Below are 26,485 nucleotides of genomic sequence, written 5' to 3'. Positions count from 1 at the left end.
TTTTAGTGACGCAGGCGATAGCCGCTGCGCAGCAAACGAATCGCCAGGAACGCCAGCACCACCAGGAAGGCCGAAACAATGGCCAGGCTCACCAGGGGATTGACGTCGGACTGGCCGAAGAAGCCGTAACGGAAGCCGTCGATCATGTAGAAAAACGGATTCAGATGCGATACCGCCTGCCATACCGGCGGCAGCGAGTGGACCGAATAGAACACGCCGGCCAGGAAGGTCAGCGGCACGATCAGGAAGTTCTGGAACGAGGCCAGCTGGTCGAATTTCTCGGCCCAGATGCCAGCGATCAGGCCGGTGGTGCCGAGGATGGCGGCGCCCAGCAGCGCGAACACGATGATCCACAGCGGCGCCGCGAACGTCAGGTGGGCAAACCAGGTGGTCACCAGGAACACGCCGAGGCCCACCGCGATGCCACGCACCATGGCGGCCAGCACGTAAGCCGAGAAAATCTCCCAGTGCGACAACGGCGTCAGCAGCACGAACACCAGGTTGCCGGTGATCTTGGACTGGATCAGCGACGACGACGAGTTGGCGAAGGAGTTCTGCAATACGCTCATCATCACCAAGCCTGGAATCAGGAACGAGGTGTAGTTGACGTCCTGGTACACGGTGACGCGGCCTTCCAGCACGTGGCCGAAGATCAGCAGGTACAGCATGGCGGTGAGAATCGGCGCGGCGATGGTCTGCGTGGCGACTTTCCAGAAGCGCAGCGTTTCCTTGTAGACCAGCGTGCGGAATCCGGCGGAGATGAAATTCATACGGTCCCTTTGTCCATGATCTGCAAGAAGATATCTTCCAGATCCGCTTGTTGCAGTTGCATCTCGTCGATGATGGCGCCCGACTCGCGCAGGCGTTTCAGGATCTGTTCGACTTCAGCATATTCGTTGATGCGCAGGCTGTACTTCTTGCCGTGCTCGGTGGTTTCCGGATGCGTGATCAGCGGACGCAAATCGTCCGGCAAATCGCCGTGCGTCATGTTGACGATCAGCTGCGAACCGGAGATGCGGCGCACCAGCGACGCCATCGTGTCCAGCGTCACCACCTGGCCCAGCTTCAGCATGGCGACGCGCTTGCACATGGCTTGCGCTTCTTCCAGATAGTGGGTGGTCAGCACCACGGTGTGGCCTTCGCGGTTCAGGCGCGTGATGAATTGCCACAGCGTCTGGCGCAGCTCGACGTCGACGCCGGCGGTCGGTTCATCCAGCACGATCACCGGCGGCTTGTGCACCAGCGCCTGCGCCACCAGCACGCGGCGCTTCATGCCGCCCGACAGCGCGCGCATATTGGTGTCGGCCTTGTTGGTCAGGTTGAGGTTGTGCATCACCTCGTCGATCCAGGCGTCGTTGTTTTTCAGGCCGAAGTAACCGGATTGCAGGCGCAGCGTTTCGCGCACGGTGAAGAACGGGTCGAACACCAGTTCCTGCGGCACCACACCGAGGTTGCGGCGCGCCGCGCGGAAATCGCTGACCACATCGTGGCCGTGGATCTTGACCGAGCCGGCGTCCGGGCGGATCAGGCCGGCGATGATGGAAATCAGCGTGGTCTTGCCGGCGCCGTTGGGGCCGAGCAGGCCGAAAAACTCGCCTTCCTCGATATTCAGGGATACGCCGCCCAACGCCTGCAACGACTTGTAGCGCTTTTCGACATTGCTAATTTGGATTGCTGTCATGCTTGGCTTATCTATAAGGTTGCGGCGGCCGAACCGGCGCGCGCGAAGGTCCTGCGGGGGCCGCAACACTGCGGTTGCGGCAACGTTCAATTATATTGGAATTTCAAGCGGTCCGAGCCGGACCGGGTGATTACTACAGGCGGCGGGGTGGGGCGGGGGTCAATGGTGATGGTGGCCGGCGGCGTCGCCAGCCAGTTCGGTCTTCTTGCTGAAGACCGATTCCGGTGCTTCCACCGGGGAGAATTCGTCGTGCGCCGGATTGCTGGCGCCGTCGCAGCCCTGGTCGAGCTTGACGTCGGTGGGGAACAGCAGCGAACACACGCCGTACAGTTTGGTCAGGCTTTGCAGCGCCGGCGGCAGGTTTTGCAGCGACAGCTGTATGCCTGCTTCCTGTGCAGCCCGCTGCCACGACAGCATCACCGACACTGCCACCGAATCCACCGTCAACACATGGCGCAGGTCGAACACGGTCTGGCCGGCCTTGAGGGCGGCGTAGCCGCGCTCCAGCGCCACGGTGGCGTTGAGCACGGTCAGGGACGTGAGCGACTGCAGGTTGTCGGTGGCTTCGGTAACAACGTTGGACATGATGTCAGCTTACTTCTTAGGTGCGTTGGTGTTCAGCGGCTTGTTGGCCAGCTTCTGGTTCTTGTCCGCCAGCGCCTTGATCAGGCCGTCGATGCCGCCCTTGTTGATCTCGGAAGCGAACGTGCCTTTGTAGGTTTCCACCAGCCAGGCGCCCAGCACATTGATGTCGTAGATTTTCCAGCCGCTGGCGGTCTTGGCGACGCGGTAGTTCAGCGGAATCGGTTCGCCACGAGCCTGGTTGACCTGCGAGCGCACTTCCACTTCGCTGTCCGACGGATCGGCGCGCAGCGGCTTGAATTCGATGGTCTGGTCTTTCACTTGCGACAGCGCGCCCGAGTAGGTGAACACCAGCAGCTTGCGGAACTCGGCGGTCAGCTGTTGCTGCTGCTCAGGAGTGGCCTGGCGCCAGAAGCGGCCGGCAGCCAGCGAAGTCATACGCTGGAAATCGACGTGCGGCAGGATCTTGCTTTCCACCAGGTCGATGACCTTCTTGGTGTCGCCAGCCTGGATGGCCTTGTCAGCCTTGGCGGTGTTGATGACATCTTCGCTGATGCGCTTGACCAGCGCATCAGGTGCTTCCTGGGCGGCGGCAACGCCGGTGAACGCCAGCGAAACGGTTGCCAAAGCGATAAAATTTTTGATGAAGTTCATTGTTTATGCCTTATGAGTGGTTCTTCGGGTCACAGGCTGGCGTCAGTTCGCAGCCGGTGGTGTGCCGGAGTTTAACTCTTTTGCGGCCGGTTCGGATGACACCGGTGCAGAAGTTTCATCAGTATCATCTTTTTGTACCTTGCGAGGCGCACCGTCCGGATGGACCTGGCTTTCGCGGCGCTGCATATAGCCGTCACGCAGGAATTCGTAGCGGTCCAGCGCGGCGTCTTCCAGCAGCGACGAGGCGTCCAGCAGGCTGGCGCGGGTATCGACCACGCGCACCACGGTGCCGATATTGCGCACATTGGTCGGGTCCTTGTAGCGCCAGATATCGCCGGCGATGTCGGCCGGCAGCGCCACGGTATCGCGCACGGTGGACGGGCCCAGCAGCGGCAGCACCAGGTAAGGACCGGATTCCACGCCCCAAACGCCCAACGTCTGGCCGAAGTCTTCCTTGTGTTTCTGCAAGCCAGCTTCCGAAGCGATATCGAACAGGCCCAGCACGCCCAGCGTCGAGTTCAGCGCGAAGCGGCTGACATCCGACATGCCGGCTTCGCCGTTGCCTTGCAGGAACTGGTTGATCGCGGTCCAGGCGTCGCCCAGGTTGCCGAAGAAGTTGCTGACGCCGGTCTGCACAAACTGCGGCGTGACGTTCTTGTAGCCGGTAGCCACCGGTTTCAGCGCATAGGTATCGACCGTATCGTTGAAATTGAACATGGCGCGGTTGTAGCCCTCGTACGGGTCGCGCGGGTTCGGACCGGCGCAGCCGGCCAGCAGCATGGTGACGCCCAGTGCCAGTGCTGCTTGGCGGAATTGTTTAGTGATCATTTATCGTCCTTTCCGTCTGCGGCCTTGCTGTAGATGAACTGATTGATCAGGTCTTCCAGCACGGCAGCCGATTGGGTGCGGGCGATCTTGTCGCCGGCCGCCAGATTGTTGGTATCGCCGCCGGCTTCAATGCCGACGTATTGTTCGCCCAGCAGGCCGGCGGTCAGAATCTTGGCCGAGCTGTCTTTAGGAAATACATAACTGGATTCCATGTTCAAGGTTACCAGCGCCTGATAAGTCTTGTCATCAAACTTGATCTCTCCCACACGGCCGACCACCACGCCGGCGGCCTTGACCGCCGCTTGCGGGCGCAGGCTGCCGATGTTGTCGAACTTGGCGGTGATCGCATAGGTCTTGCCGAACGAGATCGAGTTCATGCTACCGACTTTCAGCGCCAAAAACATGAGCGCACACACTCCGATAACGATAAACAGGCCGACCCAGACATCCAGAGATTTGCGTTGCATTTGTTTTCTTCCTTGTTTTCTTATTACTTGCTGAACATCAGCGCCGTCATCATGAAGTCCAGCCACCAGATCGTCAGCGATGAAATCACAACAGTGCGGGTGGTGGCGCGCGCCACATCTTCCGGCGTCGGCTGCGCTTCGTAGCCTTGATACAGGGCGATGAAGGTAATCGCGATGCCAAACACCACGCTCTTGATGAAGCCGTTATAAATATCGTTCCAGATGTCGACGCTGGCCTGCATTTGCGACCAGAAGGCGCCGTCATCAACGCCGATCAGCTGCACACCGACCAGCCAGCCGCCCAGCACGCCCACGGCGCTGAACACCGAGGCCAGCAGCGGCACCGCCAGTGCGCCAGCCCAGAAGCGCGGCGCCAGCACGCGCTGGATCGGGTTGACGGCCATCATTTCCATGGCGGACAACTGCTCGCCAGCCTTCATCAGGCCGATTTCGGCGGTCAGCGAAGTGCCGGCGCGGCCGGCAAACAGCAGCGCGGTGATCACCGGCCCCAGTTCGCGCGTCAGGCCCAGCGCCACCAGCACGCCCAGCGACTGCTCGGCGCCGTATTTGTTCAGCGTGGTATAGCCTTGCAGGCCCAGCACCATGCCGACGAACAGGCCGGACAGGGTGATGATCAGCATCGAGTAATTGCCGATGAAATGCAGCTGCTCGACCACCAGGCGCGGCCGCTTCAGCAGGCCGGGCGACACACTCAGCAGGTTGGCGAAGGCGCGCGCGCCATAGCCGATGCTCTCTACATAGTCGCGCAGCGGCGCGCCCAGGCTGGACAACCAGTTCTTCAAGCTCATACTTGCACTCCCAGGCCCAGATCGTCGGCCAGGGACTTGCCTGGATAATGGAACGGCACCGGGCCGTCCGCTTCCGCGTGGACAAACTGCTTCACATACGGGTCGGTGGACACCAGCATGTCGGCCGGCGTGCCGTGCGCAACGATCTTGCCTTGCGACAGGAAATAAACATAGTCGGCGATGGCAAAGCTCTCCTTGACGTCGTGCGACACCAGTATCGTGGTCGAGCCCAGCGCCGTGTTCAGGTTGCGGATCAGGTTGGCAGTGACGCCCATCGAGATCGGATCCAGGCCGGCGAACGGCTCGTCATACATCATCAGTTCCGGGTCCAGCGCGATCGAACGCGCCAGCGCCACGCGGCGCGCCATGCCGCCGGAGATTTCGCCCGGTTTCAGCTTGGCGGCGTTGCGCAGGCCCACTGCCTGCAATTTCATCAGCACCAGGTTGCGGATCAGCTCTTCCGGCAGGTCAGTGTGTTCGCGCAGCGGGAAGGCGACGTTCTCAAACACCGTCAGGTCGGTGAACAGCGCACCGTGCTGGAACAGCATGCCCATCTTGCGGCGCAACAGATACAGGCCGGCGGTATTCAGCTTGTGCACCACCTGGCCCTGCACCTTGACGTGGCCTTTCTGCGGACGCAGCTGGCCGCCGATCAGGCGCAGCACCGTGGTTTTGCCGCTGCCAGAACCGCCCATGACCGCGATCACCTTCCCGCGCGGGAAGTCCATATTCAAGCCGGACAGGATCGCGCGCTTGCCATAGGAGAAGTGTAGGTCACGGATTTCGACGAGATTAGGCACGACTGAACTCATTTTTTGGAATGCCGTATTGTAGTGCAGAAAGGTCAATCTCTGCTGAAGGGCCCATGAAGAGCCAACATTGGGTAGCAGATAATACAACACTACTGAACCCAAAGTCAGCAATTTACACCGGGCACTAATTGTTACAGTCCAGCGCCGCTTAAATGAAAAAAACCGGATGCAGTCAGGGATCACCCATCTGCATCCGGCAGGGAAATCAGGCCGAGCCTGATGCCTTGCTTTGAGCTTAGCGCGGCAACTCGGAACTGCCCATCAGGAACTCGTCGACCGCGCGCGCGCATTGGCGGCCTTCGCGGATCGCCCATACCACCAGCGATTGGCCACGGCGCATGTCGCCGGCGGCAAATACCTTGGATACGGAAGTCTTGTAGCAGCCCTCGCCATCGGTGCTGGCCTTGGCGTTGCCGCGTGCATCTTTGTCAACAGCGAAGGCGTCGAGGATGTTGGCGACCGGCGAGACGAAGCCCATGGCCAGGAACACCAGGTCGGCTTTCATCTCGAATTCCGAGTTCGGCACTTCAGCCATCTTGCCGTCTTTCCATTCGACGCGGCAGGCGATCAGTTTTTCAACTTTGCCGCCCTTGCCTTCCAGGCGCTTGGTGGCGACGGCCCAGTCACGCTCGCAACCTTCTTCGTGCGACGACGAGGTGCGCAGCTTGGTCGGCCAGTAAGGCCAGACCATCGACTTGTTCTCCTGCTCCGGTGGCATCGGCATCAGTTCGAACTGGGTCACCGAGGCGGCGCCCTGGCGGTTCGAGGTGCCGACACAGTCGGAACCGGTGTCGCCGCCGCCGATCACCACCACGTGCTTGCCGGTGGCCTTGATCTGGTCTTTCAGCTTGTCGCCGGCGTTGATCTTGTTTTGCTGCGGCAGGAAGTCCATGGCGAAGTGCACGCCTTTGAGCTCGCGGCCCGGCACCGGCAGGTCGCGCGGGGCTTCCGCGCCGCCCGCCAGCACCACGGCGTCGAAGTCTTTTTGCAGGTCTTCAGGGAAGATGGTTTCCTTGGCCCAGTTGTTGACGTTGGCCGGGAAGTCCTTGCCGATCAGTACGCTGGTGCGGAAGGTCACGCCTTCGGCTTCCATCTGCTTGACGCGGCGGTCGATGTGCGACTTTTCCATCTTGAAGTCTGGAATGCCATAGCGCAGCAGGCCGCCGACGCGGTCGGATTTCTCAAACACGGTGACCGCGTGGCCGGCGCGCGCCAGCTGTTGGGCGGCGGCGAGGCCGGCCGGACCGGAGCCGACCACAGCGACTTTCTTGCCGGTCTGCTTGCTAGGCGGCTGCGGGATGACCCAGCCGTGTGCCCAGCCTTCGTCGATGATCTTGTGTTCGATCGACTTGATGCCGACCGGATCTTCGCTGATGCCCAGCGTACAGGCAGCCTCGCATGGCGCCGGGCAGATGCGGCCGGTGAATTCCGGGAAGTTGTTGGTCGAATGCAGCGTGTCCAGCGCTTCGCGGTAGTTGCCGCGATACACCAGGTCGTTCCAGTCCGGGATGATGTTGTTGACCGGGCAGCCGTTGTTGCAGAACGGGATGCCGCAATCCATGCAGCGCGCACCCTGGACCTTGGCTTGCTCGTTAGTCAGCGGAATGACGAATTCCGCGTAGTTTTTCAGGCGCGTCGCTGGCGGCAGATAGCTTTCTTCCTGACGCTGGAATTCCATGAAGCCGGTGATTTTACCCACGATATTTTTCCTTCGTAATCTTGTAAGGCTGACTTAAGCAGCAACTGGTTGCACAACGGCGGCTTCGTTCGCCACGGCTTCGGCCATTTCTGCCAGAGCGCGTTTGTATTCGCTTGGGAATACCTTGACGAACTTGGCGCGGCTGTCGGCCCAGTTGTCCAGCAACAGGCGCGCGCGCGTGCTGCCGGTATGCTTGAAGTGACGCTCGATCAGACGCTTCAGGATCACTTCGTCGGCCTCGCGGCCATGGTCTTTGTGCTGCACGTGGAAGGTGGCGCTGTCGACCGACTGTTCCTTGGCGCTCAGCACGCGTTCCAGCGTCACCATCGAGGTGTTGCAACGCGATTCAAAGTCGCCATCCGGATCGTAGACGTAAGCGATACCGCCCGACATGCCTGCCGCGAAGTTACGGCCGGTGTTACCCAGCACGACAACCGTACCGCCGGTCATGTATTCGCAACCATGGTCGCCGGTACCTTCAACAATGGTGGTAGCGCCCGAGTTACGCACCGCGAAACGCTCGCCAGCCACGCCGTTGAAGAAGGCTTCACCGGAAATCGCGCCGTACAGCACGGTATTGCCGATGATGATGTTGTTGACCGCCCAGCCACGGAACTCCGTGTTAGGACGCACGATGATGCGGCCGCCCGACAGGCCCTTGCCCACATAGTCATTACCCTCGCCCACCAGGTCGATGGTGATGCCGTGCGCCAGGAAAGCGCAGGCCGACTGGCCGGCAGTACCTTGCAGCTGGATGTGGATGGTGTCGTCAGGCAGACCGGCGTGACCGTAACGCTTGGCCACTTCGCCCGACAGCATGGTGCCGACCGTGCGGTTCAAGTTCTTCACGGGCGAGATGAAGGAGACACGCTCGCCTTTTTCCAGCGCCGCTTTGGCTTGCGCGATCAGCTTGTGGTCCAGCGCCTTGTCGAGGCCGTGATCCTGCTCCAGCGTGTGGTAGATCGAATGACCGTCCTGCACTTGCGGCTGGTAGAAGATGTTGCTGAAGTCCAGGCCTTGCGCTTTCCAGTGCGAGATGGCTTTCGACTTGTCCAGCAGGTCGACGCGGCCGATCAGCTCGTCATAGGTGCGGATGCCCAGTTGCGCCATCAGCTGACGCGCTTCTTCGGCAACGAAGAAGAAGTAGTTCACCACGTACTCAGGCTTGCCCGAGAACTTGGCGCGCAGTACCGGATCTTGCGTCGCAACGCCGACCGGGCAGGTGTTCAGGTGGCATTTGCGCATCATGATGCAGCCTTCCACCACCAGCGGTGCGGTGGCGAAGCCGATTTCGTCGGCGCCGAGCATGGCGGCGATGACGACGTCGCGGCCGGTACGCATCTGGCCATCGGCCTGGACGCGAATCCGGCTACGCAGGCCGTTCAGCACCAGGGTCTGTTGCGTTTCCGCCAGGCCCAGTTCCCATGGGGTGCCGGCGTGCTTGACCGACGACAGCGGCGATGCGCCGGTGCCGCCGTCATGGCCAGCAACCACCACGTGGTCGGCTTTGGCCTTGGTGACGCCGGCAGCCACGGTGCCGATACCCACTTCCGACACCAGCTTGACCGAGATCGAAGCGCGCGGATTGGCGTTTTTCAGATCGTGGATAAGCTGCGCCAGATCTTCAATCGAATAAATATCGTGGTGCGGCGGCGGCGAAATCAGGCCCACGCCCGGCACCGAGAAGCGCAGCGTGGCGATGTATTCCGACACCTTGTGGCCTGGCAGCTGACCGCCTTCACCAGGCTTCGCACCCTGCGCCATCTTGATCTGGATCTGGTCGGCCGAGTTCAGGTAAGCAGCGGTCACGCCGAAACGGCCCGACGCCACCTGCTTGATGCGCGAACGCAGCGAGTCGCCCTCTTGCAGAGGAATGTCGACCACCATCTGTTCCTTGCCCATGACCGACGCCATGGTCTCGCCCTGCTTGATCTTGATACCTTTCAGCTCCATGGTGTAGCGCGATGGATCTTCGCCGCCTTCACCGGTGTTGGACTTGCCGCCGATGCGGTTCATGGCGACCGCCAGCGTGGCGTGGGCTTCGGTCGAAATCGAACCCATCGACATCGCGCCGGTGGCGAAGCGCTTGACGATTTCTTTCGCCGGCTCGACTTCATCCAGCGGAATCGCCTTGGCCGGATCGATCTTGAATTCGAACAGGCCGCGCAGCGTCAGGTGGCGCTTGCTCTGGTCGTTGATGATCTGCGCATACTCTTTATAGCTGGAGAAATTGTTGGCGCGGGTCGAGTGTTGCAGCTTGGCGATCGCGTCCGGCGTCCACAGGTGGTCTTCACCACGGATACGGAAGGCGTATTCGCCGCCGGCATCCAGGTGGTTGGCCAGCACAGGATCGTCGCCGAAGGCCAGGTTGTGCAGGCGCAGCGCTTCTTCCGCCACTTCAAACACGCCGATGCCTTCCACGTTGGACGCGGTGCCCTTGAAGTATTTGTTGACCAGCGACTTGTTCAGGCCGACCGCTTCGAAGATCTGCGCACCGCAGTACGACATATAGGTGGAGATACCCATCTTCGACATCACCTTCATCAGGCCTTTGCCGACCGCCTTGGTGAAGTTGTAGATGGCTTTCTCAGCCGACATATCGCCTGGCAGGCCGGCTGCCATATCGGCCAGGGTTTCCATCGCCAGGTAGGGGTGGATCGCTTCCGCGCCGTAGCCGGCCAGCAGGGCGAAGTGGTGGGTTTCGCGGGCCGAGCCGGTTTCCACCACCAGGCCGGTCGAGGCGCGCAGGCCTTTGCTGACCAGGTGCTGGTGGATGGTCGAGGTGGCCAGCAGCGCAGGAATCGCCACGCGGTCCGGGCCGACCGAACGATCCGAGACGATCAGGATGTTGTGGCCGGATTTGACCGCATCCACCGCTTCCGCGCACAGCGACGCCAGGCAAGCTTCAACGCCTTCCTTGCCCCAGGCCAGCGGGTAGCAGATGCTCAGTTCGTAGGACTTGAACTTGCCGCCGGTGTGCAGGCTGATGTTGCGCAGGCGCTCCATGTCGTCGAAGCCCAGGATAGGCTGCGACACTTCAAGGCGCATCGGCGGATTGACGTTGTTGGTGTCCAGCAGGTTCGGTTTCGGACCGATGAATGACACCAGCGACATCACCATCGCTTCGCGGATCGGGTCGATCGGCGGGTTGGTCACCTGGGCGAACAGCTGCTTGAAGTAGGAATACAGCGGCTTCAGCTTGTTGGACATGACGGCCAGCGGCGAGTCATTGCCCATCGAGCCGGTGGCTTCCTCGCCGGCGGCAGCCATCGGCGCCATCAGGAATTTCAGGTCTTCCTGGGTGTAGCCGAAGGCTTGCTGGCGGTCCAGCAGCGACGGCACGGCTTTTTCGCCGACGGCCGGCTTGTCCTTGGCGCGGTTGTGCGCCAGCTGGCTTTCGCTCAGCTTGATTTCGTTCAGCTTGATACGCACCGCATTGATCCATGCCTTGTATGGCTTGGCGTTGGCGTAGGTGTCTTTCAGCTCTTTGTCGTCGATGATGCGGCCGGCTTCCAGGTCGATCAGGAACATCTTGCCTGGTTGCAGACGCCATTTCTGGATGATTTTCGACTCAGGAATCGGCAGCACGCCGGATTCCGACGCCATTACCACCAGGTCGTCGTCGGTGACAATGTAGCGGGCTGGACGCAGGCCATTGCGGTCCAGCGTGCCGCCGATGTAGCGGCCGTCGGTGAAGGCCATGGCGGCCGGGCCGTCCCATGGCTCCATCATGGCAGCATGATATTCGTAGAACGCGCGGCGATTGTCATCCATCGTGCCGTGATTTTCCCAGGCTTCCGGGATCATCATCATCATCGCCTGGGCCAGTGGGTAGCCCGCCATCAGCAGCAGTTCCAGCGCGTTATCGAAGCAGGCGGTGTCCGACTGGCCTTCGTAGATCAGCGGGAACAGCTTGCGCAGATCGTCGCCCAGCACGGCCGATTTCATCACGCCTTCACGGGCGCGCATCCAGTTGAAGTTGCCTTTGACAGTGTTGATTTCGCCGTTGTGGGCGATCAGGCGGTACGGGTGGGCCAGCGGCCATTCCGGGAAGGTGTTGGTCGAGAAGCGTTGGTGGACCAGCGCCAGCGCCGACACGCAGCGTGCATCCTGCAGGTCGCGGTAGTAGACGCCCACCTGGTCGGCCAGCAGCAGGCCCTTGTAGACGATGGTACGGGCCGACAGCGAGGCCACGAAGAATTCTTTGCCGTGTATCAGGTTCAGTGCCTGGATCGCGTGGCCCGACGATTTGCGGATCACGTACAGTTTGCGCTCCAGCGCATCGGTCACCATGATGTCGGCGCCACGGCCAATGAAGATCTGGCGGATGACCGGCTCTTTGGCACGCACGGTCGGCGACATCGGCATGTCGCAGTCGACTGGTACATTACGCCAGCCGAGCACCACCTGGCCTTCGGCGCGCACGGCGCGTTCGATTTCCTGTTCGCAAGCGATGCGGGAAGCATTTTCCTTCGGCAGGAACACCATGCCGACGCCGTATTCGCCTGGCGGCGGCAGTTCCACGCCTTGCTTGGCCATTTCGTCGCGGTAGTACTGGTCCGGAATCTGGATCAGGATACCGGCGCCGTCGCCCATCAGCGGGTCCGCACCGACTGCGCCCCGGTGATCGAGGTTTTTCAAGATCAGCAGACCCTGTTCCACAATCGAGTGACTCTTATTACCCTTGATGTGGGCGACGAAACCGACACCGCAGGCATCGTGTTCATTGGACGGATCGTACAGACCTTGTGCTTCCATGGCTAAACTCCAAAACTGATTGGCTTGAAAAACAAGGTTAGTGCAACGCAGCGTAAACCTCAAGCATAACAATTAGGGTCGGAGTCGAATTAAATTTTCCTCAGAAGCTTATTTATTTAATTGGGGACAGAGTCATAGCCCTATTCTGTACCAGGCTTTATTTTGAATGGGCGGCCGCGTTTGGCCGGCAATACCTGGCGCTTGACCTTGTTCTGCAGGGCGGCCTGGAATGTCTGCGACCCCAGCGGCCAGCCCTTGAGCAGGGATTTGCCAATTAAAGTGATTTCCTCCAACGTCAGTGCCGGCTCGGACAGCGCACTGTAGGCGGCTTCACGCTGGAATGGCGTGTTGCCCAGTTCCCAGACCTTGGCGTGATCTGTCACCAGCCCGTCCGGGCGGATGCCGGCGTGATGACAATAGCTGGACCAGGGATAATCCTCGGCGCGGCTGACCATGCCATTGCGGACCGGGTTGAATTCGATATAACGGCTGCACAACATGAAGTATTCGTCAGCATCGATCAGCGAAGTTTTGTAGCGTCCGTTCCACAAAGTTCCACTGCGGACATACTTTTGGTTGAAATAGGGCACGTAGTAGCGGCCTATCCATTGCATCATCTGGCCCAGGCCGGTGTCATCGGACGGTGTGACCAGCAAATGCACGTGATTGGGCATCAGACAGTAGGCGTGGATGGCGACTTTGTAGGTTTTGGCGGCGGTGCGCAGCCAGCCGAGGAAGGTCTGGTAGTCTTCGGCGTCGAGGAACACGTCCTGGTTGTTGGCGCCAGTCTGGATGACGTGGTGCGGCTGGTCGGGAATGATTAAACGGGGCAGTCGGGCCATGCGGATAACAAAAAAGGGGAGATCGGAAGTCCGATTCTACCCTTGTCGACTGACTCTGTCCCTGATTAATTTCGCTGGACAGATTTTCGTGTTGACTCCGTCCCTATTAGGACAAGTTGAAGCTGGCTGACAGGCTGTAGCCTTCGCCATAGGCACTGCGCAGCGGCAGATCCTGGCCCAGACCGGTGCGCGCTTTCTTGCGCAGACGATACACCAGCATGTCGACGCGGCGGCCGGCATCCGGATCGTCGCCGCCTATGCCAGCCACAATCACCTGGCGCGGCACCGGCCGGGTATTAATCGTCAGCAGGTGCAGGAAGTTGCATTCCTTTTCCGTCAGCGTAATGGCCATGCCTTGCAGCTCCAGCTGGCGAGCGCTCACTTTCAGCGTCCACTTGCTAGGCAGCGGGACGGTTTCCTGTGGCCCGACGCGGCGGTCGAGCGCTTCAATGTGCGCCGCCAGTTCCGGAAATTTGATAGGCTTGGTCAGGTAATGGTCGGCACCCAGGCGCAGGCCGAGGATGCGGTTGTCGAAAGCAACGCGGCCGGTCAGCACCAGCAGGCCTATTTGCGGATACAGCTGACGCATGCGCGGGATGACGTTGAAGCCATCCTCATCCGGCAGGCCGAGGTCCAGCACGACCACGCCGACATTGCCCTGGCTTAGGGCAGACCACATATCGCCAGCGTTGTTGGTGATATGTACTTCGTGTTCAAGCTCAGTCAGAAACTCCGCCATCTCTTCGGCGTAGTCCAGATTGTCTTCCACGATCAGTATTTGCGTCATTGATGCGCCATTCGTTCAATTGTTGAGCACAGCTGCGCCCAGACCTGGGAACACTACGAGCTTGCGTCCAGGGAATTATCACTGCTGGCATCGGCACGCGCAAGGCTTTTCCCGGCATTGGCCGCCACCGGCAACCAAATCCGAAATTCCGTGCCGCTTTCAGAAACATTTCTTGCCGTAACAGTACCACCGTGGACATCGATGATGGACCGCGCCATATACAGGCCCAGGCCCGACCCAGCCACGCCGACAGCGTTGCTGCCACGGAAGGCTTTGTCGAAAACATGCGCTAATTCGGCTTCCACGATACCGTCACCGTGATCGCGCACCAGGAATTCGACGCCACCTTCTGTGGCAATTCGTCCCACCAATTCTATCGGAATATTATCTCTTGTGTACTTTATTGCATTATCCAGCAATATTTCAAGACATAAACGCATGCCGGCCGGGTCGCAACGCATCCATTGCGGCAAGCCCAGCGTCTGCACCCGGACCGGCTGGCGGCGCCGGCGTGCTTGCTCGGCAACGCCTTCCAGCAACGTGGCGGGATTGATTTCATTGGGCTGGCGCTCGCGGCCGATGCTGGCCATGCGCTCGGGGGACAGGTATTCATCCAGCATCGCCAGCATGCGGTCCACCGCAGTCTGGATCTTGCGGTAGCGCTTGCGGGTGCCTTCGTCATGATGGGCGCCGGTCATTTCCAGCCGCTGCACGGCGCCGTCGATGGTGGAGAGCGGCGTGCGGAATTCATGCGACAGCATCGAGGCAAATTTCTTCTGCTGCGCCGCCAGCTCACGCCGGGCGCTGAGGTCGCGCACCACGCCGATCACCGTGGCCGGCACGCCGTTGCCATCCAGGATCAAGGTTGATTCGATTTCCACCGGCACCAGGTAGCCGTCGGCATGGACCAGTTCGGTTTCACGCAGCAGGCGACGGCGGCTGAGATCGCCATCGGCATAGCGCGTCAGGCGCGCCTGCAAGTCTTTCAGCAGGCCGGCGGCCAGCGTTTGCGCAGTGTGCAGCGTGTAGCCGAACTGGCGTTCGGCGGCCGGACTGAGCCAGGTCAGCTGGCGCGTGGCACAGTCGGCCATCCAGCTGATCTCGCTGCTGTGGTCCAACAGCAGCCGATAGCGGGCTTCGTTGGCTTGGGATTGCTGTAATGCTGCCTGGAGTTCCGCTATCGTCTGACCCATTGATTACTCCACCAAAGGTGCGAAGATTTGTTGCAGATCCTCCTGCGTGAGCGCCATTTTCTGCGACTCGCCTTCCGCCAGGATGGATTGCGCCAGATCGGACTTCTTCTGCTGCAAGACCTGGATCTTTTCTTCCAGCGTGCCCTTGGCGATCAGTTTATACACAAACACCGGCTTGTCCTGCCCAATACGCCAGGCGCGGTCGGTGGCCTGGTTTTCAGCGGCCGGATTCCACCATGGGTCATAGTGAATCACGGTGTCGGCAGCGGTCAGGTTGAGGCCGACGCCACCGGCTTTCAGCGATATCAGGAAGATAGGCACTGCGCCCTGCTGGAACGCGGCCACCTGGGCGCTGCGGTCCTTGGTGTCGCCGGTCAGCAAGGCATACGGGATGTCGCGCGCTTCGAGTTCCTCCTGGATCAGTTCCAGCATGCTGGTGAACTGCGAGAACACCAGGATCTTGCGCTTCTCTTCCAGCAAGTCTTCAACCATCTGCATCAGGTCCAGCAGCTTGGCCGAGCCGGCCTGCTGCTGTTTCTTGGTGGTCGACTTGACCAGGCGCGGATCGCAGCACACCTGACGCAGCTTCAGCAGCGCTTCCAGGATGACGATCTGGCTGCGCGCCACGCCCTTGCGGTCGATTTCCTCGCGGACTTTCTGGTCCATCGCCAGGCGTACGGTTTCGTACAGGTCGCGCTGGGCGCCGGTCAGCTCGACCTTGCGCACCATCTCGGTCTTCGGCGGCAGCTCTTTCGCCACATTGTCCTTGGTGCGGCGTAGCAGGAAGGGCTTGATGCGGCGGTTCAGCAGCGCGCGCCGCAAGGGATCGTCCGCGCGTTCAATCGGATGGCGGAACACGCTGTTGAAGCCCTTCTCGTCACCCAGCAGGCCGGGCAGCAGGAAGTGGAATTGCGACCACAGCTCACCCAGGTGATTCTCCAGCGGCGTGCCGGACAGGCACAGGCGGTGACGCGCGCGCAGCAGGCCGGCGCTTTGCGCCGCCTTCGAGCGGGTGTTCTTGATGTAATGCGACTCGTCCAGGATGACCAGGTGGAAATCGTGCTCGCGCAGTTTTTCCTCGTCGCGCGGCAGCAGCGCGTAAGTGGTCAGCACCAGGTCGGCTTCGTCGATCTGGTCGAACTGGCCCATGCGCTCCTTGCCCTGCAACAGCAGCACTTTCAGGCCCGGCGCGAAGCGCGCGGCTTCTTCCTGCCAGTTGCCCATCAGGCTGGTCGGCGCGATCACCAGCGCCGGCGCGGTCAGGCGGCCGGCTTCTTTCTCGACCAGGATGTGGGCCAGGGTCTGCACGGTTTTGCCCAGGCCCATATCATCGGCCAGGATGCCGGCAAAGCCGTATTCGCGCAGGAACTGCATCCACGACAAGCCATCGGTCTGGTAATCGCGCAGCGTGGCTTGCAGGCCGGCCGGGGTGGCGACGCGCTTCACCGAACCGAACTGATTCAGGCGCGCGCCCATTTCGCGCAGCTCCTCGCCGCCGGTCCAGGTCATCTCGACATTGCGCGCCAGCTCGTCAAGGCGAGCGGCGTCCAGCGTGGCCATGTGGACCGCGTTCTTGATCTTGTCGCTGAAATACAACTCGCCCAGCGTGGCGAGGATGGGACGCACCCGGCCCCACGGCAGCGCGACGCGGCTGCCGTCGGCCAGCGTGGCCAGCATCTGGTCTTCCTCGCCATGGTGGGCGATGGCTTTCGGATTGAAATCGTTGGGCGCATTGCGGATCAGCTGCACCAGCACAGGCAGCAGCGGCACGCGCTCCTGGTTGACCATGATGCCCAGTTCCAGGTCGAACCAGGCACGGCCGCCATCGGCCTCGTCTTCCACCACGTCGGCATACCAGTCGCCGACTTCCACCGTGTCGTAACGGTACTTGACGGTTTTTTCGATTTTCCAGCCGGCTTCCTTCAGCGCGGCAACGCCATCGCGGGCGAAGCGTATCCACTCGGCCTGGCTAGGCAGCAACAGCCCGCCTTTGACGCTGCTCAGCGGCAGCGTGGTCGGCGGCACGAAATGGCGTTCGCTCAGCAGCGCCAGCGCATCGGCTTCGGCGCTTTCGTCACGCTGGATGATTTCCGTGACGTCGCCCTTCTGGCGCACCACGCGCTGCGACGGGTCGAACGACACGCGCTCGCCATCGTAGTCATAGGACAGCACGGCAAAGTCATGCCAGCGCTGCACCGAGCCGTCGGCCAGCATGGCGGCGTCCAGCGTCAGCACCGGACGCGGCTTGACGTCGTCGCGTACGCGCTGCGGCAAGGCCTGCGGCAGCGGCATCAGGCCCTGCAGGCCGTGCGCCAGCAGCAGCTGCGAGACACGCATCTTGTCGTTATTGGTCAGCAGCGGCGCCTGGGCGACCAGCGCCTGCAAATCCGCCAGCGGAATTTCCGTGCCGCCCTGGTTCAACTGCAATACGCCACACGACAGGTTGTCGATATACCACGGCGGATCGGTCGGCAGCATGTAGTCGACCTGGTCGGCGCCGACATGCTTGGCTCCGGGCGGTGGCGCCACCTGCCAGCCGAGGCGCAGGCCCTTGCCTTCCTCGCGCCAGGCCAGGTTGGCTTCGCGCAGCACGCCGCCTTTCAATGGATAAACCAGACCGTTTCCGACGTCGGACCAGGAATTTGCCCACAGCAACTTATCCTGTTGCGCCAGCATGTCCAGCAGCGCCGCGCCGATCTTGCCGCGCGGTTCCGTTGCCGAACCGGTCTGCGAATTTTGGCCGCTGCGCATGGCAACAAAGAAGCGGATCAGGTCTTCGTCGGCTAGCGTCATGAAAGTTGGTGGCGTCGACAGCAGCGAAAACACCTCGCTGACCGGGCTGGCCGCCGCCACGTCACCGTTCGGCCGCAGGCGGGCCTTGTACAGGCACAGCGCCACATGGCGGCCACCGCTGGTGGGGGCCAGCACGTAGATCAGCTTGTATTGGGTTTGCTTCGGATCGTTATCGACCGGCGGCGGGCTCAGCTTGGCCTTGGGATGCGCTGCGGCATCCACACGCTGCAGCCAGGTGGCCACGGCATAGGACAATTGATTCGCCGGCGGCGCGGGGCGTGTTGGCGCAGCCGGTGCTGGAGCAGCTGGAGCATCAGTGGCGTCGTCGCGGGTAAAATCCATAGGTCGCATTGTTGGTCAAGATGGTTCAAAAACGGCAACAGGCAATATTATCCGCCATTGAAGCGTTCGTGTTTATGCTTTCTTTAAAAACCTGTCCATAAAAGTGGGCTTGCCAACGTTCACCGTCCTTTTTGCCTGTCAAGACTGGCAACTGCGTGCCGATGCCGTATTATTCCGGGCTTGTCTGTCTAGGAATCATCACCATGTTGCCTTCCATCGAACAACGTCTCGCCCTGGAACTGTCCGCCAAGCCAGTTCAGGTTGCCGCCGCCATCGCCCTGCTGGACGAAGGCGCCACCGTTCCCTTCATCGCCCGCTACCGTAAAGAGGCGACCGGAGGACTGGATGACATTCAGTTGCGCCTGCTTGAAGAGCGCCTGCGCTACCTGCGCGAGCTGGAAGACCGCCGCGCCAGCATCGTCGCCTCGATCACCGAGCAAAACAAGATGACACCAGAGCTGTTAGATGCTGTCATGCACGCCGAAGACAAGACCCGCCTGGAAGACTTATATCTTCCGTACAAGCAAAAACGCCGCACCAAGGCCCAGATTGCCATCGAAGCCGGGCTGGCGCCACTGGCTGACGGCCTGCTGGGCAATCCCGACCTGAACCCGGAAACCGAAGCCGCAAAGTACCTGCGTGAAGCGTTCACCAGTGCCGACGGTAATAATCCGGGCGTGGCCGATACCAAGGCCGCCCTCGACGGCGCCCGCCAGATCCTGATGGAACGCTTCGCCGAAGATGCTACGCTGCTGCAATCCTTGCGTGAATATGTGCAAGAGCATGGCATTGTTGAGTCGAAAGTTATTGAAGGTAAGCAAGAAGAAGGCGAAAAATTCGCTGATTACTTTGATTATTCGGAAAACCTGGGCACTGTGCCGTCGCACCGCGCGCTGGCGCTGATGCGTGGCCGCCGCGAAGGCGTGCTGGACGTCACGCTGCGCCTGGATAGCGAGCCGGAAAAACCAAAATGGGACGCGCCGCACAATCCATGCGAAAGCCACATCGCCGCCCGTTTCGGCATCAAGAGCGCCGGCCGCGCGGCCGACAAATGGCTGTCCGACACGGCCCGCTGGACTTGGCGCGTGAAAAGCTTTATGCACCTGGAAACCGAACTGATGGGCGCGCTGCGCGAGAAATCCGAATCGGATGCCATCACCGTTTTCGCTACCAACTTGAAAGCCTTGCTGCTGGCGGCGCCCGCCGGCCAGCGCGCCACCATGGGCCTGGACCCTGGCCTGCGCACTGGCGTCAAGGTGGCGGTGGTGGACGCCACCGGCAAGGTGATGGATACCGCCGTGATCTACCCGCACCAGCCGAAAAACGACTGGGAAGGCTCGCTGCACACGCTGGGCAAGCTGGCCGCCAAGCACAATGTGTCGCTGATTTCGATCGGCAACGGCACCGCCTCGCGCGAAACCGACAAGCTGGCGCAAGACCTGCTGAAGCGCTTCCCTGAGCAAAAAATGAGCAAGATCGTCGTCTCCGAGGCCGGCGCGTCGGTGTACTCGGCCTCCGAATTCGCCTCGCGCGAACTGCCGGACATGGACGTCTCGCTGCGCGGTGCGGTGTCGATCGCCCGCCGCCTGCAAGACCCGCTGGCCGAGCTGGTCAAGATCGATCCGAAATCGATCGGCGTCGGCCAGTACCAGCACGATGTTTCGCAGACGCAGCTGGCGCGCACGCTGGACGCGGTGGTGGAGGATTGCGTCAACGCGGTCGGCGTCGACGTCAACACCGCTTCGGCGCCACTGCTGGCGCGCGTCTCCGGCCTGTCGTCGTCGGTGGCGCAGGCGATTGTGTCCTACCGCGACGTCAAGGGTGCATTCACCTCGCGCGCCGGCCTGAAAGCGGTGCCGCGCCTGGGCGACAAGACCTTTGAACAGGCAGCCGGCTTCCTGCGCGTGACCGGTGGCGAGAATCCGCTGGACGCGTCGGCGGTGCACCCGGAATCCTATCCGGTGGTGGAAAAAATCCTGGCCGACATCCAGAAAGACATCAAGGGTGTCATCGGTGACAGCGCGCTGATCAAGCGACTGCAACCGGCCAAGTATGCCGACGACAAATTCGGCGTGCCGACCGTGACCGACATCCTGAAGGAGCTGGAAAAGCCGGGCCGCGATCCGCGTCCGGAATTCACTACCGCCACCTTCAAGGAAGGCGTGGAGGAAATCAGGGATTTGCGCCCGGACATGATCCTGGAAGGCGTGGTGACCAATGTGGCCGCCTTTGGCGCCTTTGTCGACATCGGCGTCCACCAGGATGGCCTGGTGCACATCTCGGCGTTGTCAAACACCTTCGTCAAGGACCCGCACACGGTGGTCAAGGCCGGCCAGGTGGTCAAGGTCAAGGTGCTCGAAGTGGACGAAAAGCGCAAGCGCATCGCCCTGACCATGCGCCTGTCCGACAGCGCGCCGCAGGCCGGTGCGCAGCCGCAGCAGCGTGGCGACCGCAACGACCGCCGCGCCATGGGCCAGCAGCAGAAGGATCAACAGCGGCAGACCGCGCGCGAGCCGGCCATCGGCGGCAGCATGGCTGCAGCCTTTGCCAAGCTGCGGGGGTAAAATGCCGGCGCCGGCGTTTTCTTATAAAATGCCGGTATTCCACATCTTTTACACCTAGAGGCAGCTATGAGCGACGTACAAACCTGGATCAAAGAAACCGTGACCAACACCCCGGTGGTGCTGTTCATGAAGGGCACCGCCCAGTTCCCACAATGCGGCTTTTCCGGCCGTGCCATCCAGATCCTGAAAGCGTGCGGCGTCGAAAACATCGCCACCGTCAACGTGCTGGAAGATCCGGAGGTTCGCCAGGGCATCAAGGACTACTCGAACTGGCCAACCATTCCGCAGCTGTACGTGAAGGGTGAATTCATCGGCGGTTCGGACATCATGAATGAAATGTTCGAGTCCGGCGAACTGAAAGCCCTGCTGGATGCCTGATCGCCCACGGCGGATGGTGATTGCCATCACCGGCGCCACCGGCGCGGTGTATGGCGTGCGTCTGCTGCAACATTTGCGAAATATCAAGGACGTCGAAACGCATCTGCTGATTTCCGACGCCGCAGTCCTCACGCTGCACCAGGAAACCGGCCTGCAGCGGCGCGAAGTGGAAGCACTGGCGCACGTGGTGCACAAGGTGCGCGATGTCGGCGCCTCGATCGCCAGCGGCTCGTTCCAGAGCGACGGCATGGTGATCGCCCCCTGCTCGATGAAAACACTGGCGTCGGTGGCCCACGGCCTGTCGGATAACCTGATCGCGCGCGCCGCCGATGTGGTGCTCAAGGAACGGCGCCGGCTGGTGCTGATGGTGCGCGAGACGCCCTTCAACCTGGCGCACCTGCGCAATATGACGGCGGTAACGGAAATGGGCGGCGTCATCTTCCCGCCGCTGCCGAGCTTTTACCACAATCCACAAACGCTAGACGAGATGATCGACCACACGGTCGCACGCGTGATCGACCTGTTCGGCATCGAGCACGCGCTGGCGCCGCGCTGGGCGGGCATGAAGGGCGCCGCCACTGGCGACGCGGAACAGGTTTAGCGCTTGTCGAAGTAAGAACTGCTGGCGCGCTTGAGTTCCCGGGCTTCTTCCACCATGCGGCGTTGCGCGATGCGTTTGCGCATCACTTCGGCATGCTGGGCGGCACTCATGGGAGGGGCGGTCATCAAATCTTTCAGCTGTGCGGCATTGCTGTAGTTGCTTTTCATCAAACGGCTCAAAGCGTGACTCCCCGAAATGTAGGCTCTGCCCTATTGTGCCTGAAATCCGTGTCGGAACTATGACAATTCGCAAAGGTAGCGAAAATAAAAAGGGCGCTGCCGACGGCACGCCCAGGCCCGAACAAAAACCGGTTTATTGTTAAACCAGTTTCATATCATTAAGCAGCAGGTACAGCAGGCGCGGTCAACATCTCTCCGTAGTACTACTTAAAAATGACTACTTCTGGTAGTTGACCCGTACCAGCATGCGGATAAATTCACGCGCAATCTGGCGGTGATGCTCATCCAGGCGCTGTAAATCCGCGATCAGCTTGACGTCGGCCGATTCAAAACGCGACAGCGAGCCGCCGCCGTCACCCGCCGGTGCGCCTTCTTCCGGACCGCCAAAACGCAGCCATTCCGCAGGCACGCCCAGCCATTGGGCGATCATGCGCAGCTTCTCCTGCGTCGGGATCGCCTCGCCGACCAGCCATTTCCGCGCTGCATGCACGGTAATGGGCCGGCCATCGAAGCGGATGTTGAACTCACGCGCCAACCGGGTCGGGCTGTCAGGCGAGTAGTGGGCATTCTTGAGAGCCTGTTGGAGTCGCTGGCTAAAGCTTTCGCGTTCATTAGAAGAATTCATAGTTGCACTATTTCATGTTGCGTTATGAAAGTCAGTCTCTGCGAGGGTTGCGGAAAGTGTGACTTAATGCGACATTATAATTAACATTCAATCTTCTGCCAGCGCCAACGCCCGGGAAATCCGCAGACGAATTTTATTCGGCGTGCAAGCGCGGCGATGGCTATGATCCTGCCGCGCAGCCCTTCACGTCGCACGATACCATTCCGCATCTTGCAGGTCACGAATTGCCACCAAGTCTACGTTTGAACGGTGTATTTCACGCTACAATGGCTTGACGTTGACGTAAACGGAAATCCATACAAAACATGTCCACCTACACCATTACCGAACTGGCACGCGAATTCGACGTGACCGCGCGCGCCATCCGATTTTATGAAGACCAGGGCTTGCTGAGCCCGTCGCGCGAAGGCGCTGGCGGTCGCAACCGCGTCTATACGGGACGCGACCGCACCCGCCTCAAGCTGACGCTGCGCGGCAAGCGCCTGGGCCTGTCGCTGGCTGAAATCAAAAGCCTGGTCGACATGTACGAAACGCCCAAGGATTCGGTGGCGCAGATGCACCGCTTCCTGGGCGTGCTGGCGCACCACCGCGAGACGCTGGAACAGCAGCGCGAAGACATCGAAATGTCGCTGGCCGAAATCCAGGCCCACGAAGACGAATGCCAACGCATGCTGGCCACCCAATCCGGTGTCAGGTCTGACATTAGTACATGAGCTTGTGTGCGATTGTCAGACCTGACACCGGAGTTGACGTTTACGTTAACGTCACATCGGCGTATGATGGCTGCTCCGGACCCAAAACAGAATAGAGGAAGACATGCTCCATCTCCCAGGCCTGACCTTTGACCATGGCGAGGATATCGCCGCGCTGCGCGAGGCCGTGCAGCAGTTCGCCGCTGCCGAGATCGCACCGCGCGCGGCGGAAATCGACCGCAGCGACCAGTTCCCGATGGACCTGTGGCGCAAGATGGGTGAGCTGGGCGTGCTCGGCATCACCGTGTCGGAAGAGTACGGCGGCGCCAACATGGGCTACCTGGCGCATATCGTGGCGATGGAGGAAATCTCGCGCGCCTCGGCATCGGTCGGCCTGTCGTATGGCGCCCACTCCAACCTGTGCGTCAACCAGATCAAGCGCAACGGCACCGAAGAACAAAAACGCAAGTACCTGCCGAAGCTGATTTCCGGCGAATACATCGGCGCGCTGGCGATGTCCGAGCCAAACGCCGGTTCCGACGTGGTCAGCATGAAGCTGCGCGCCGACTTCAAGGGCGACCGCTGGGTGCTGAACGGCACCAAGATGTGGATCACCAACGGCCCGGATGCCGACGTGCTGGTGGTGTACGCGAAAAATGATCTGGAAGCCGGCCCGAAAGGCATGACTGCCTTCCTGATCGAAAAAGGCTACAAAGGTTTCTCCATCGCGCAGAAGCTGGACAAGCTGGGCATGCGCGGCTCCCATACCGGCGAGCTGGTGTTCGAGGATTGCGAAGTGCCGGCCGAGAACGTGCTGGGTGGCCTGGGCAAGGGCGTCAATGTGCTGATGTCCGGCCTCGACTTCGAGCGCACCGTGCTGTCCGGCGGCCCGCTGGGCATCATGCAGGCGTGCATGGACGTGGTGGTGCCGTATATCCATGACCGCAAGCAGTTCGGCCAGCCGATCGGCGAGTTCCAGCTAATGCAGGGCAAGATCGCCGATATGTACTCGACCATGATGGCGTCCAAGGCCTATGTGTATGCGGTGGGCCAGGCTTGCGACCGCGCCACCACGCCGGAACAGGTGCGCAACCTGCGCAAGGACGCCGCCGGCGCCATCCTGTACAGCGCCGAGAAGGCGACCTGGATGGCCGGCGAGGCAATCCAGACGCTGGGCGGCAATGGCTACATCAATGAATATCCGGTCGGCCGCCTGTGGCGCGATGCCAAGCTGTATGAAATCGGCGCCGGCACCAGCGAAATCCGCCGCATGCTGATCGGCCGCGAGCTGTTCGCGGAAACCCGTTAATCGGAGAGTGAACATGAATGATCCTGTCGTTATCGTCGGTGCGGCACGCACCCCCATGGGCGCCTTCCAGGGCGACTTCTCCGGCAAGGCCGCGCATGACCTGGGCGCTGTCGCCATTCAGGCTGCGGTGGAACGCGCCGGCATCGACGGCAAGCTGGTCGAACACGTCTACTTCGGCAACTGCCTGATGGCGGGCCAGGGCCAGGCGCCGGCACGCCAGGCGCTGCTGAAAGCCGGCCTGCCGGTCTCCACCGGCGCCGTCACGCTGTCCAAGATGTGCGGCTCGGCGATGCAGGCCGCCATTTTCGCGCATGACCAGCTGGTGGCCGGCAGCGCCGACGTGGTGATCGCCGGCGGCATGGAGTCGATGACCAACGCACCCTACCTGATCCCGAAAGCACGCGGCGGCTACCGCATCGGCCACGGCGTGATGTTCGACCACATGATGTACGACGGGCTGGAAGACGCCTACTCGCGCAACGAGAAAACCGGTGAAGGCCGCTCGATGGGCACCTTTGCCGAAGAATGCTCGGCCAAGTATGCATTCACCCGCGAAGCACAGGACAACTTCGCCATCGAATCGGTGAAGCGCGCGCAGGTCGCCACCAATGAAGGCTACTTCAAGTGGGAGATCGCGCCCGTCACCGTGACCTCGCGCGCCGGCGACACCGTCATCGACAAGGATGAAGGCCCGCTGAAAGCCAAGGTCGAAAAAATCCCGACGCTGCGCGCCGCCTTCAAGAAAGACGGCACCATCACCGCTGCCTCGTCGTCGTCGATCAACGACGGCGCCGCCGCGCTGGTGATGATGCGCGAATCGAAAGCGAAGGAACTGGGCCTGACGCCAATCGCCCGCATCCACGGCCACGCCACCTTTGCGCAGGAACCGAACTGGTTTACCACCGCGCCGATCGGCGCCATCGAGAAGCTGTACAAGAAAATCGGCTGGGGCACCAGCGATGTCGACCTGTTCGAGATCAATGAAGCGTTTGCCGCCGTGCCGATGGCCGCCATGCGCGACCTCGACATCCCGCACGACAAGGTCAACATCCACGGCGGCGCTTGCGCGCTGGGCCATCCTATCGGCGCTTCCGGCGCGCGCATCATCGTCACCTTGCTGGGCGCGCTGAAACGCACCGGCGGCAAGAAGGGCGTGGCGGCGCTGTGCATCGGCGGCGGCGAAGCAACCGCGGTGGCAGTGGAGCTGGTGTAATGACGACCGCACTGGTTATCGGCGCATCGCGCGGCATCGGGCTGGAACTGGTCAGGCAATATCGCCGTGACGGCTGGCGCGTGATCGCCACAGCGCGCAAGCAGGAAGACTGCGACGCGCTGGCGGCGCTGGGCGCCGAGCCGCACAAGCTGGATGTGAACAATGTGGAAGCGGTGGCCGGCATCGGCTGGAAGCTGGATGGCGAAGAGCTGGACGTCGCCATCCTCAATGCCGGCGTGTACGGCCCGCGTCACGACGGTTTCCCGACCGAGATCGACTTCAACGCGGTCATGCACACCAATGTGCTGGCGGCCATGCGCCTGCTGCCTGTGCTGGCGCCACTGGTTGGCGCGGCCAAGGGCAAGCTGGCGGTGCTGTCATCGCGCATGGGATCGCTGAGCGAGCGCAGTTCGCCGGCCGGTTCGCTGTACCGCGCCAGCAAGGCGGCGCTGAACTCGGTGCTGATCGATACGGCGCTGGTGCATGGCAAGCAAGGCGTCACCTGCGTCGCCTTCCATCCGGGCTGGGTGAAGACCGACATGGGCGGCGCGGACGCCGACATCACGCCGGAACAAAGCGCGGCTGGCATCCGCAGCACGCTGGCGACGCTGCCCGGGTCCGACCAGGCGACTTACCGTAACTACGATGGCACAACCATCGGCTGGTAAAACAACAGG

At 61.4% G+C, this 26,485-nt stretch carries 23 protein-coding genes; 7 read left to right on the top strand and 16 right to left on the bottom strand.

Annotated features, from left to right (window positions below):
- Positions 1–2: 2 nt before the first annotated feature.
- The 14 genes from BLS51_RS25000 to BLS51_RS24935 form a co-directional block, all read right to left on the bottom strand.
- Positions 3–770, bottom strand: coding sequence for an ABC transporter permease (locus tag BLS51_RS25000; RefSeq protein ID WP_090190686.1), 768 nt, complete (start codon positions 768–770; stop codon positions 3–5).
- Complete coding sequence (locus tag BLS51_RS24995) at positions 767–1,681, bottom strand: ABC transporter ATP-binding protein (protein ID WP_090190688.1); 915 nt, start codon at positions 1,679–1,681, stop codon at positions 767–769. Before BLS51_RS24995 ends, BLS51_RS25000 begins: the two co-directional genes overlap by 4 nt.
- 159 nt (positions 1,682–1,840) lie before the next feature.
- The gene (locus tag BLS51_RS24990; protein ID WP_090190692.1) at positions 1,841–2,266 is read right to left on the bottom strand and encodes an STAS domain-containing protein; all 426 of its coding nucleotides are present in this window, start codon (positions 2,264–2,266) and stop codon (positions 1,841–1,843) included.
- Positions 2,267–2,275: 9 nt separating this feature from the next.
- A complete protein-coding gene (locus BLS51_RS24985) occupies positions 2,276–2,917 on the bottom strand; it encodes an MlaC/ttg2D family ABC transporter substrate-binding protein (protein ID WP_090190694.1) in 642 nt (213 codons plus the stop codon).
- A gap of 42 nt (positions 2,918–2,959) precedes the next feature.
- Positions 2,960–3,745, bottom strand: coding sequence for an MlaA family lipoprotein (locus BLS51_RS24980; RefSeq protein ID WP_090190696.1), 786 nt, complete (start codon positions 3,743–3,745; stop codon positions 2,960–2,962).
- Complete coding sequence (mlaD, locus tag BLS51_RS24975; RefSeq protein ID WP_090190699.1) at positions 3,742–4,212, bottom strand: outer membrane lipid asymmetry maintenance protein MlaD; 471 nt, start codon at positions 4,210–4,212, stop codon at positions 3,742–3,744. Before mlaD ends, BLS51_RS24980 begins: the two co-directional genes overlap by 4 nt.
- 23 nt (positions 4,213–4,235) lie before the next feature.
- Positions 4,236–5,021, bottom strand: coding sequence for a lipid asymmetry maintenance ABC transporter permease subunit MlaE (gene mlaE, locus BLS51_RS24970; RefSeq protein ID WP_090190701.1), 786 nt, complete (start codon positions 5,019–5,021; stop codon positions 4,236–4,238).
- Positions 5,018–5,821 (bottom strand): ABC transporter ATP-binding protein, encoded by an 804-nt coding sequence (locus BLS51_RS24965; protein WP_090191014.1) that lies wholly within the window; start codon positions 5,819–5,821, stop codon positions 5,018–5,020. Before BLS51_RS24965 ends, mlaE begins: the two co-directional genes overlap by 4 nt.
- 247 nt (positions 5,822–6,068) lie before the next feature.
- Positions 6,069–7,532 carry a glutamate synthase subunit beta gene (locus BLS51_RS24960; protein ID WP_090190703.1) on the bottom strand — a complete coding sequence of 488 codons (1,464 nt, stop codon included), beginning with the start codon at positions 7,530–7,532 and terminating at the stop codon, positions 6,069–6,071.
- Positions 7,533–7,565: 33 nt separating this feature from the next.
- Entirely contained in the window at positions 7,566–12,290 is a 4,725-nt protein-coding gene (locus tag BLS51_RS24955; protein ID WP_090190705.1) for a glutamate synthase-related protein, read from the bottom strand.
- 140 nt (positions 12,291–12,430) lie between these two features.
- Positions 12,431–13,132, bottom strand: a complete 702-nt coding sequence (locus BLS51_RS24950) for an REP-associated tyrosine transposase (protein WP_090190710.1) — start codon at positions 13,130–13,132, stop codon at positions 12,431–12,433.
- A 106-nt stretch (positions 13,133–13,238) separates the two neighbouring features.
- On the bottom strand, positions 13,239–13,919 hold the full coding sequence (locus tag BLS51_RS24945; RefSeq protein ID WP_090190712.1) for a response regulator transcription factor: 681 nt from the start codon (positions 13,917–13,919) through the stop codon (positions 13,239–13,241).
- Positions 13,920–13,972: 53 nt separating this feature from the next.
- Entirely contained in the window at positions 13,973–15,112 is a 1,140-nt protein-coding gene (locus BLS51_RS24940) for a PAS domain-containing sensor histidine kinase (RefSeq protein WP_090190714.1), read from the bottom strand.
- Positions 15,113–15,115: 3 nt separating this feature from the next.
- Positions 15,116–18,247, bottom strand: a complete 3,132-nt coding sequence (locus BLS51_RS24935; RefSeq protein WP_090190716.1) for a DEAD/DEAH box helicase — start codon at positions 18,245–18,247, stop codon at positions 15,116–15,118.
- A 203-nt stretch (positions 18,248–18,450) separates the two neighbouring features.
- On the opposite strand from BLS51_RS24935, the gene BLS51_RS24930 reads away from it, so the two are divergent.
- The 3 genes from BLS51_RS24930 (at position 18,451) to BLS51_RS24920 (ending at position 21,790) form a co-directional block, all read left to right on the top strand.
- Positions 18,451–20,811, top strand: coding sequence for a Tex family protein (locus BLS51_RS24930; protein ID WP_090190718.1), 2,361 nt, complete (start codon positions 18,451–18,453; stop codon positions 20,809–20,811).
- Between the two features lie 66 nt (positions 20,812–20,877).
- Complete coding sequence (gene grxD, locus BLS51_RS24925; protein ID WP_008443113.1) at positions 20,878–21,189, top strand: Grx4 family monothiol glutaredoxin; 312 nt, start codon at positions 20,878–20,880, stop codon at positions 21,187–21,189.
- Entirely contained in the window at positions 21,182–21,790 is a 609-nt protein-coding gene (locus BLS51_RS24920; protein ID WP_090190720.1) for a UbiX family flavin prenyltransferase, read from the top strand. Before grxD ends, BLS51_RS24920 begins: the two co-directional genes overlap by 8 nt.
- Here the strand turns inward: BLS51_RS24920 and BLS51_RS29835 are convergent.
- Together BLS51_RS29835 and BLS51_RS24915 are read right to left on the bottom strand one after the other, a co-directional pair.
- Complete coding sequence (locus tag BLS51_RS29835) at positions 21,787–21,957, bottom strand: hypothetical protein (protein WP_175472684.1); 171 nt, start codon at positions 21,955–21,957, stop codon at positions 21,787–21,789. The genes BLS51_RS24920 and BLS51_RS29835 overlap by 4 nt on opposite strands.
- A gap of 229 nt (positions 21,958–22,186) precedes the next feature.
- Positions 22,187–22,594: a hypothetical protein gene (locus BLS51_RS24915; RefSeq protein ID WP_090190722.1), complete on the bottom strand. Its 408-nt coding sequence runs from the start codon at positions 22,592–22,594 to the stop codon at positions 22,187–22,189.
- A 305-nt stretch (positions 22,595–22,899) separates the two neighbouring features.
- On the opposite strand from BLS51_RS24915, the gene BLS51_RS24910 reads away from it, so the two are divergent.
- The 4 genes from BLS51_RS24910 to BLS51_RS24895 all read left to right on the top strand — a co-directional run bounded on the left by BLS51_RS24910 (position 22,900) and on the right by BLS51_RS24895 (position 26,476).
- The gene (locus BLS51_RS24910; protein WP_090190726.1) at positions 22,900–23,307 is read left to right on the top strand and encodes a MerR family transcriptional regulator; all 408 of its coding nucleotides are present in this window, start codon (positions 22,900–22,902) and stop codon (positions 23,305–23,307) included.
- A 103-nt stretch (positions 23,308–23,410) separates the two neighbouring features.
- Positions 23,411–24,595, top strand: coding sequence for an isovaleryl-CoA dehydrogenase (locus tag BLS51_RS24905; RefSeq protein WP_090190729.1), 1,185 nt, complete (start codon positions 23,411–23,413; stop codon positions 24,593–24,595).
- A 13-nt stretch (positions 24,596–24,608) separates the two neighbouring features.
- Complete coding sequence (locus BLS51_RS24900; RefSeq protein WP_090190732.1) at positions 24,609–25,808, top strand: acetyl-CoA C-acyltransferase; 1,200 nt, start codon at positions 24,609–24,611, stop codon at positions 25,806–25,808.
- Positions 25,808–26,476 (top strand): SDR family oxidoreductase, encoded by a 669-nt coding sequence (locus BLS51_RS24895; protein ID WP_090190734.1) that lies wholly within the window; start codon positions 25,808–25,810, stop codon positions 26,474–26,476. Before BLS51_RS24900 ends, BLS51_RS24895 begins: the two co-directional genes overlap by 1 nt.
- The last annotated feature ends 9 nt before the right edge of the window (positions 26,477–26,485 follow it).

The organism is Duganella sp. OV510 (genome assembly GCF_900100205.1).
Taxonomy (GTDB): Bacteria; Pseudomonadota; Gammaproteobacteria; order Burkholderiales; family Burkholderiaceae_D; genus Rugamonas.
The sequence above is the reverse complement of the archived record's forward strand: the minus strand, read 5'-3'. Positions and strand labels throughout refer to the sequence as shown.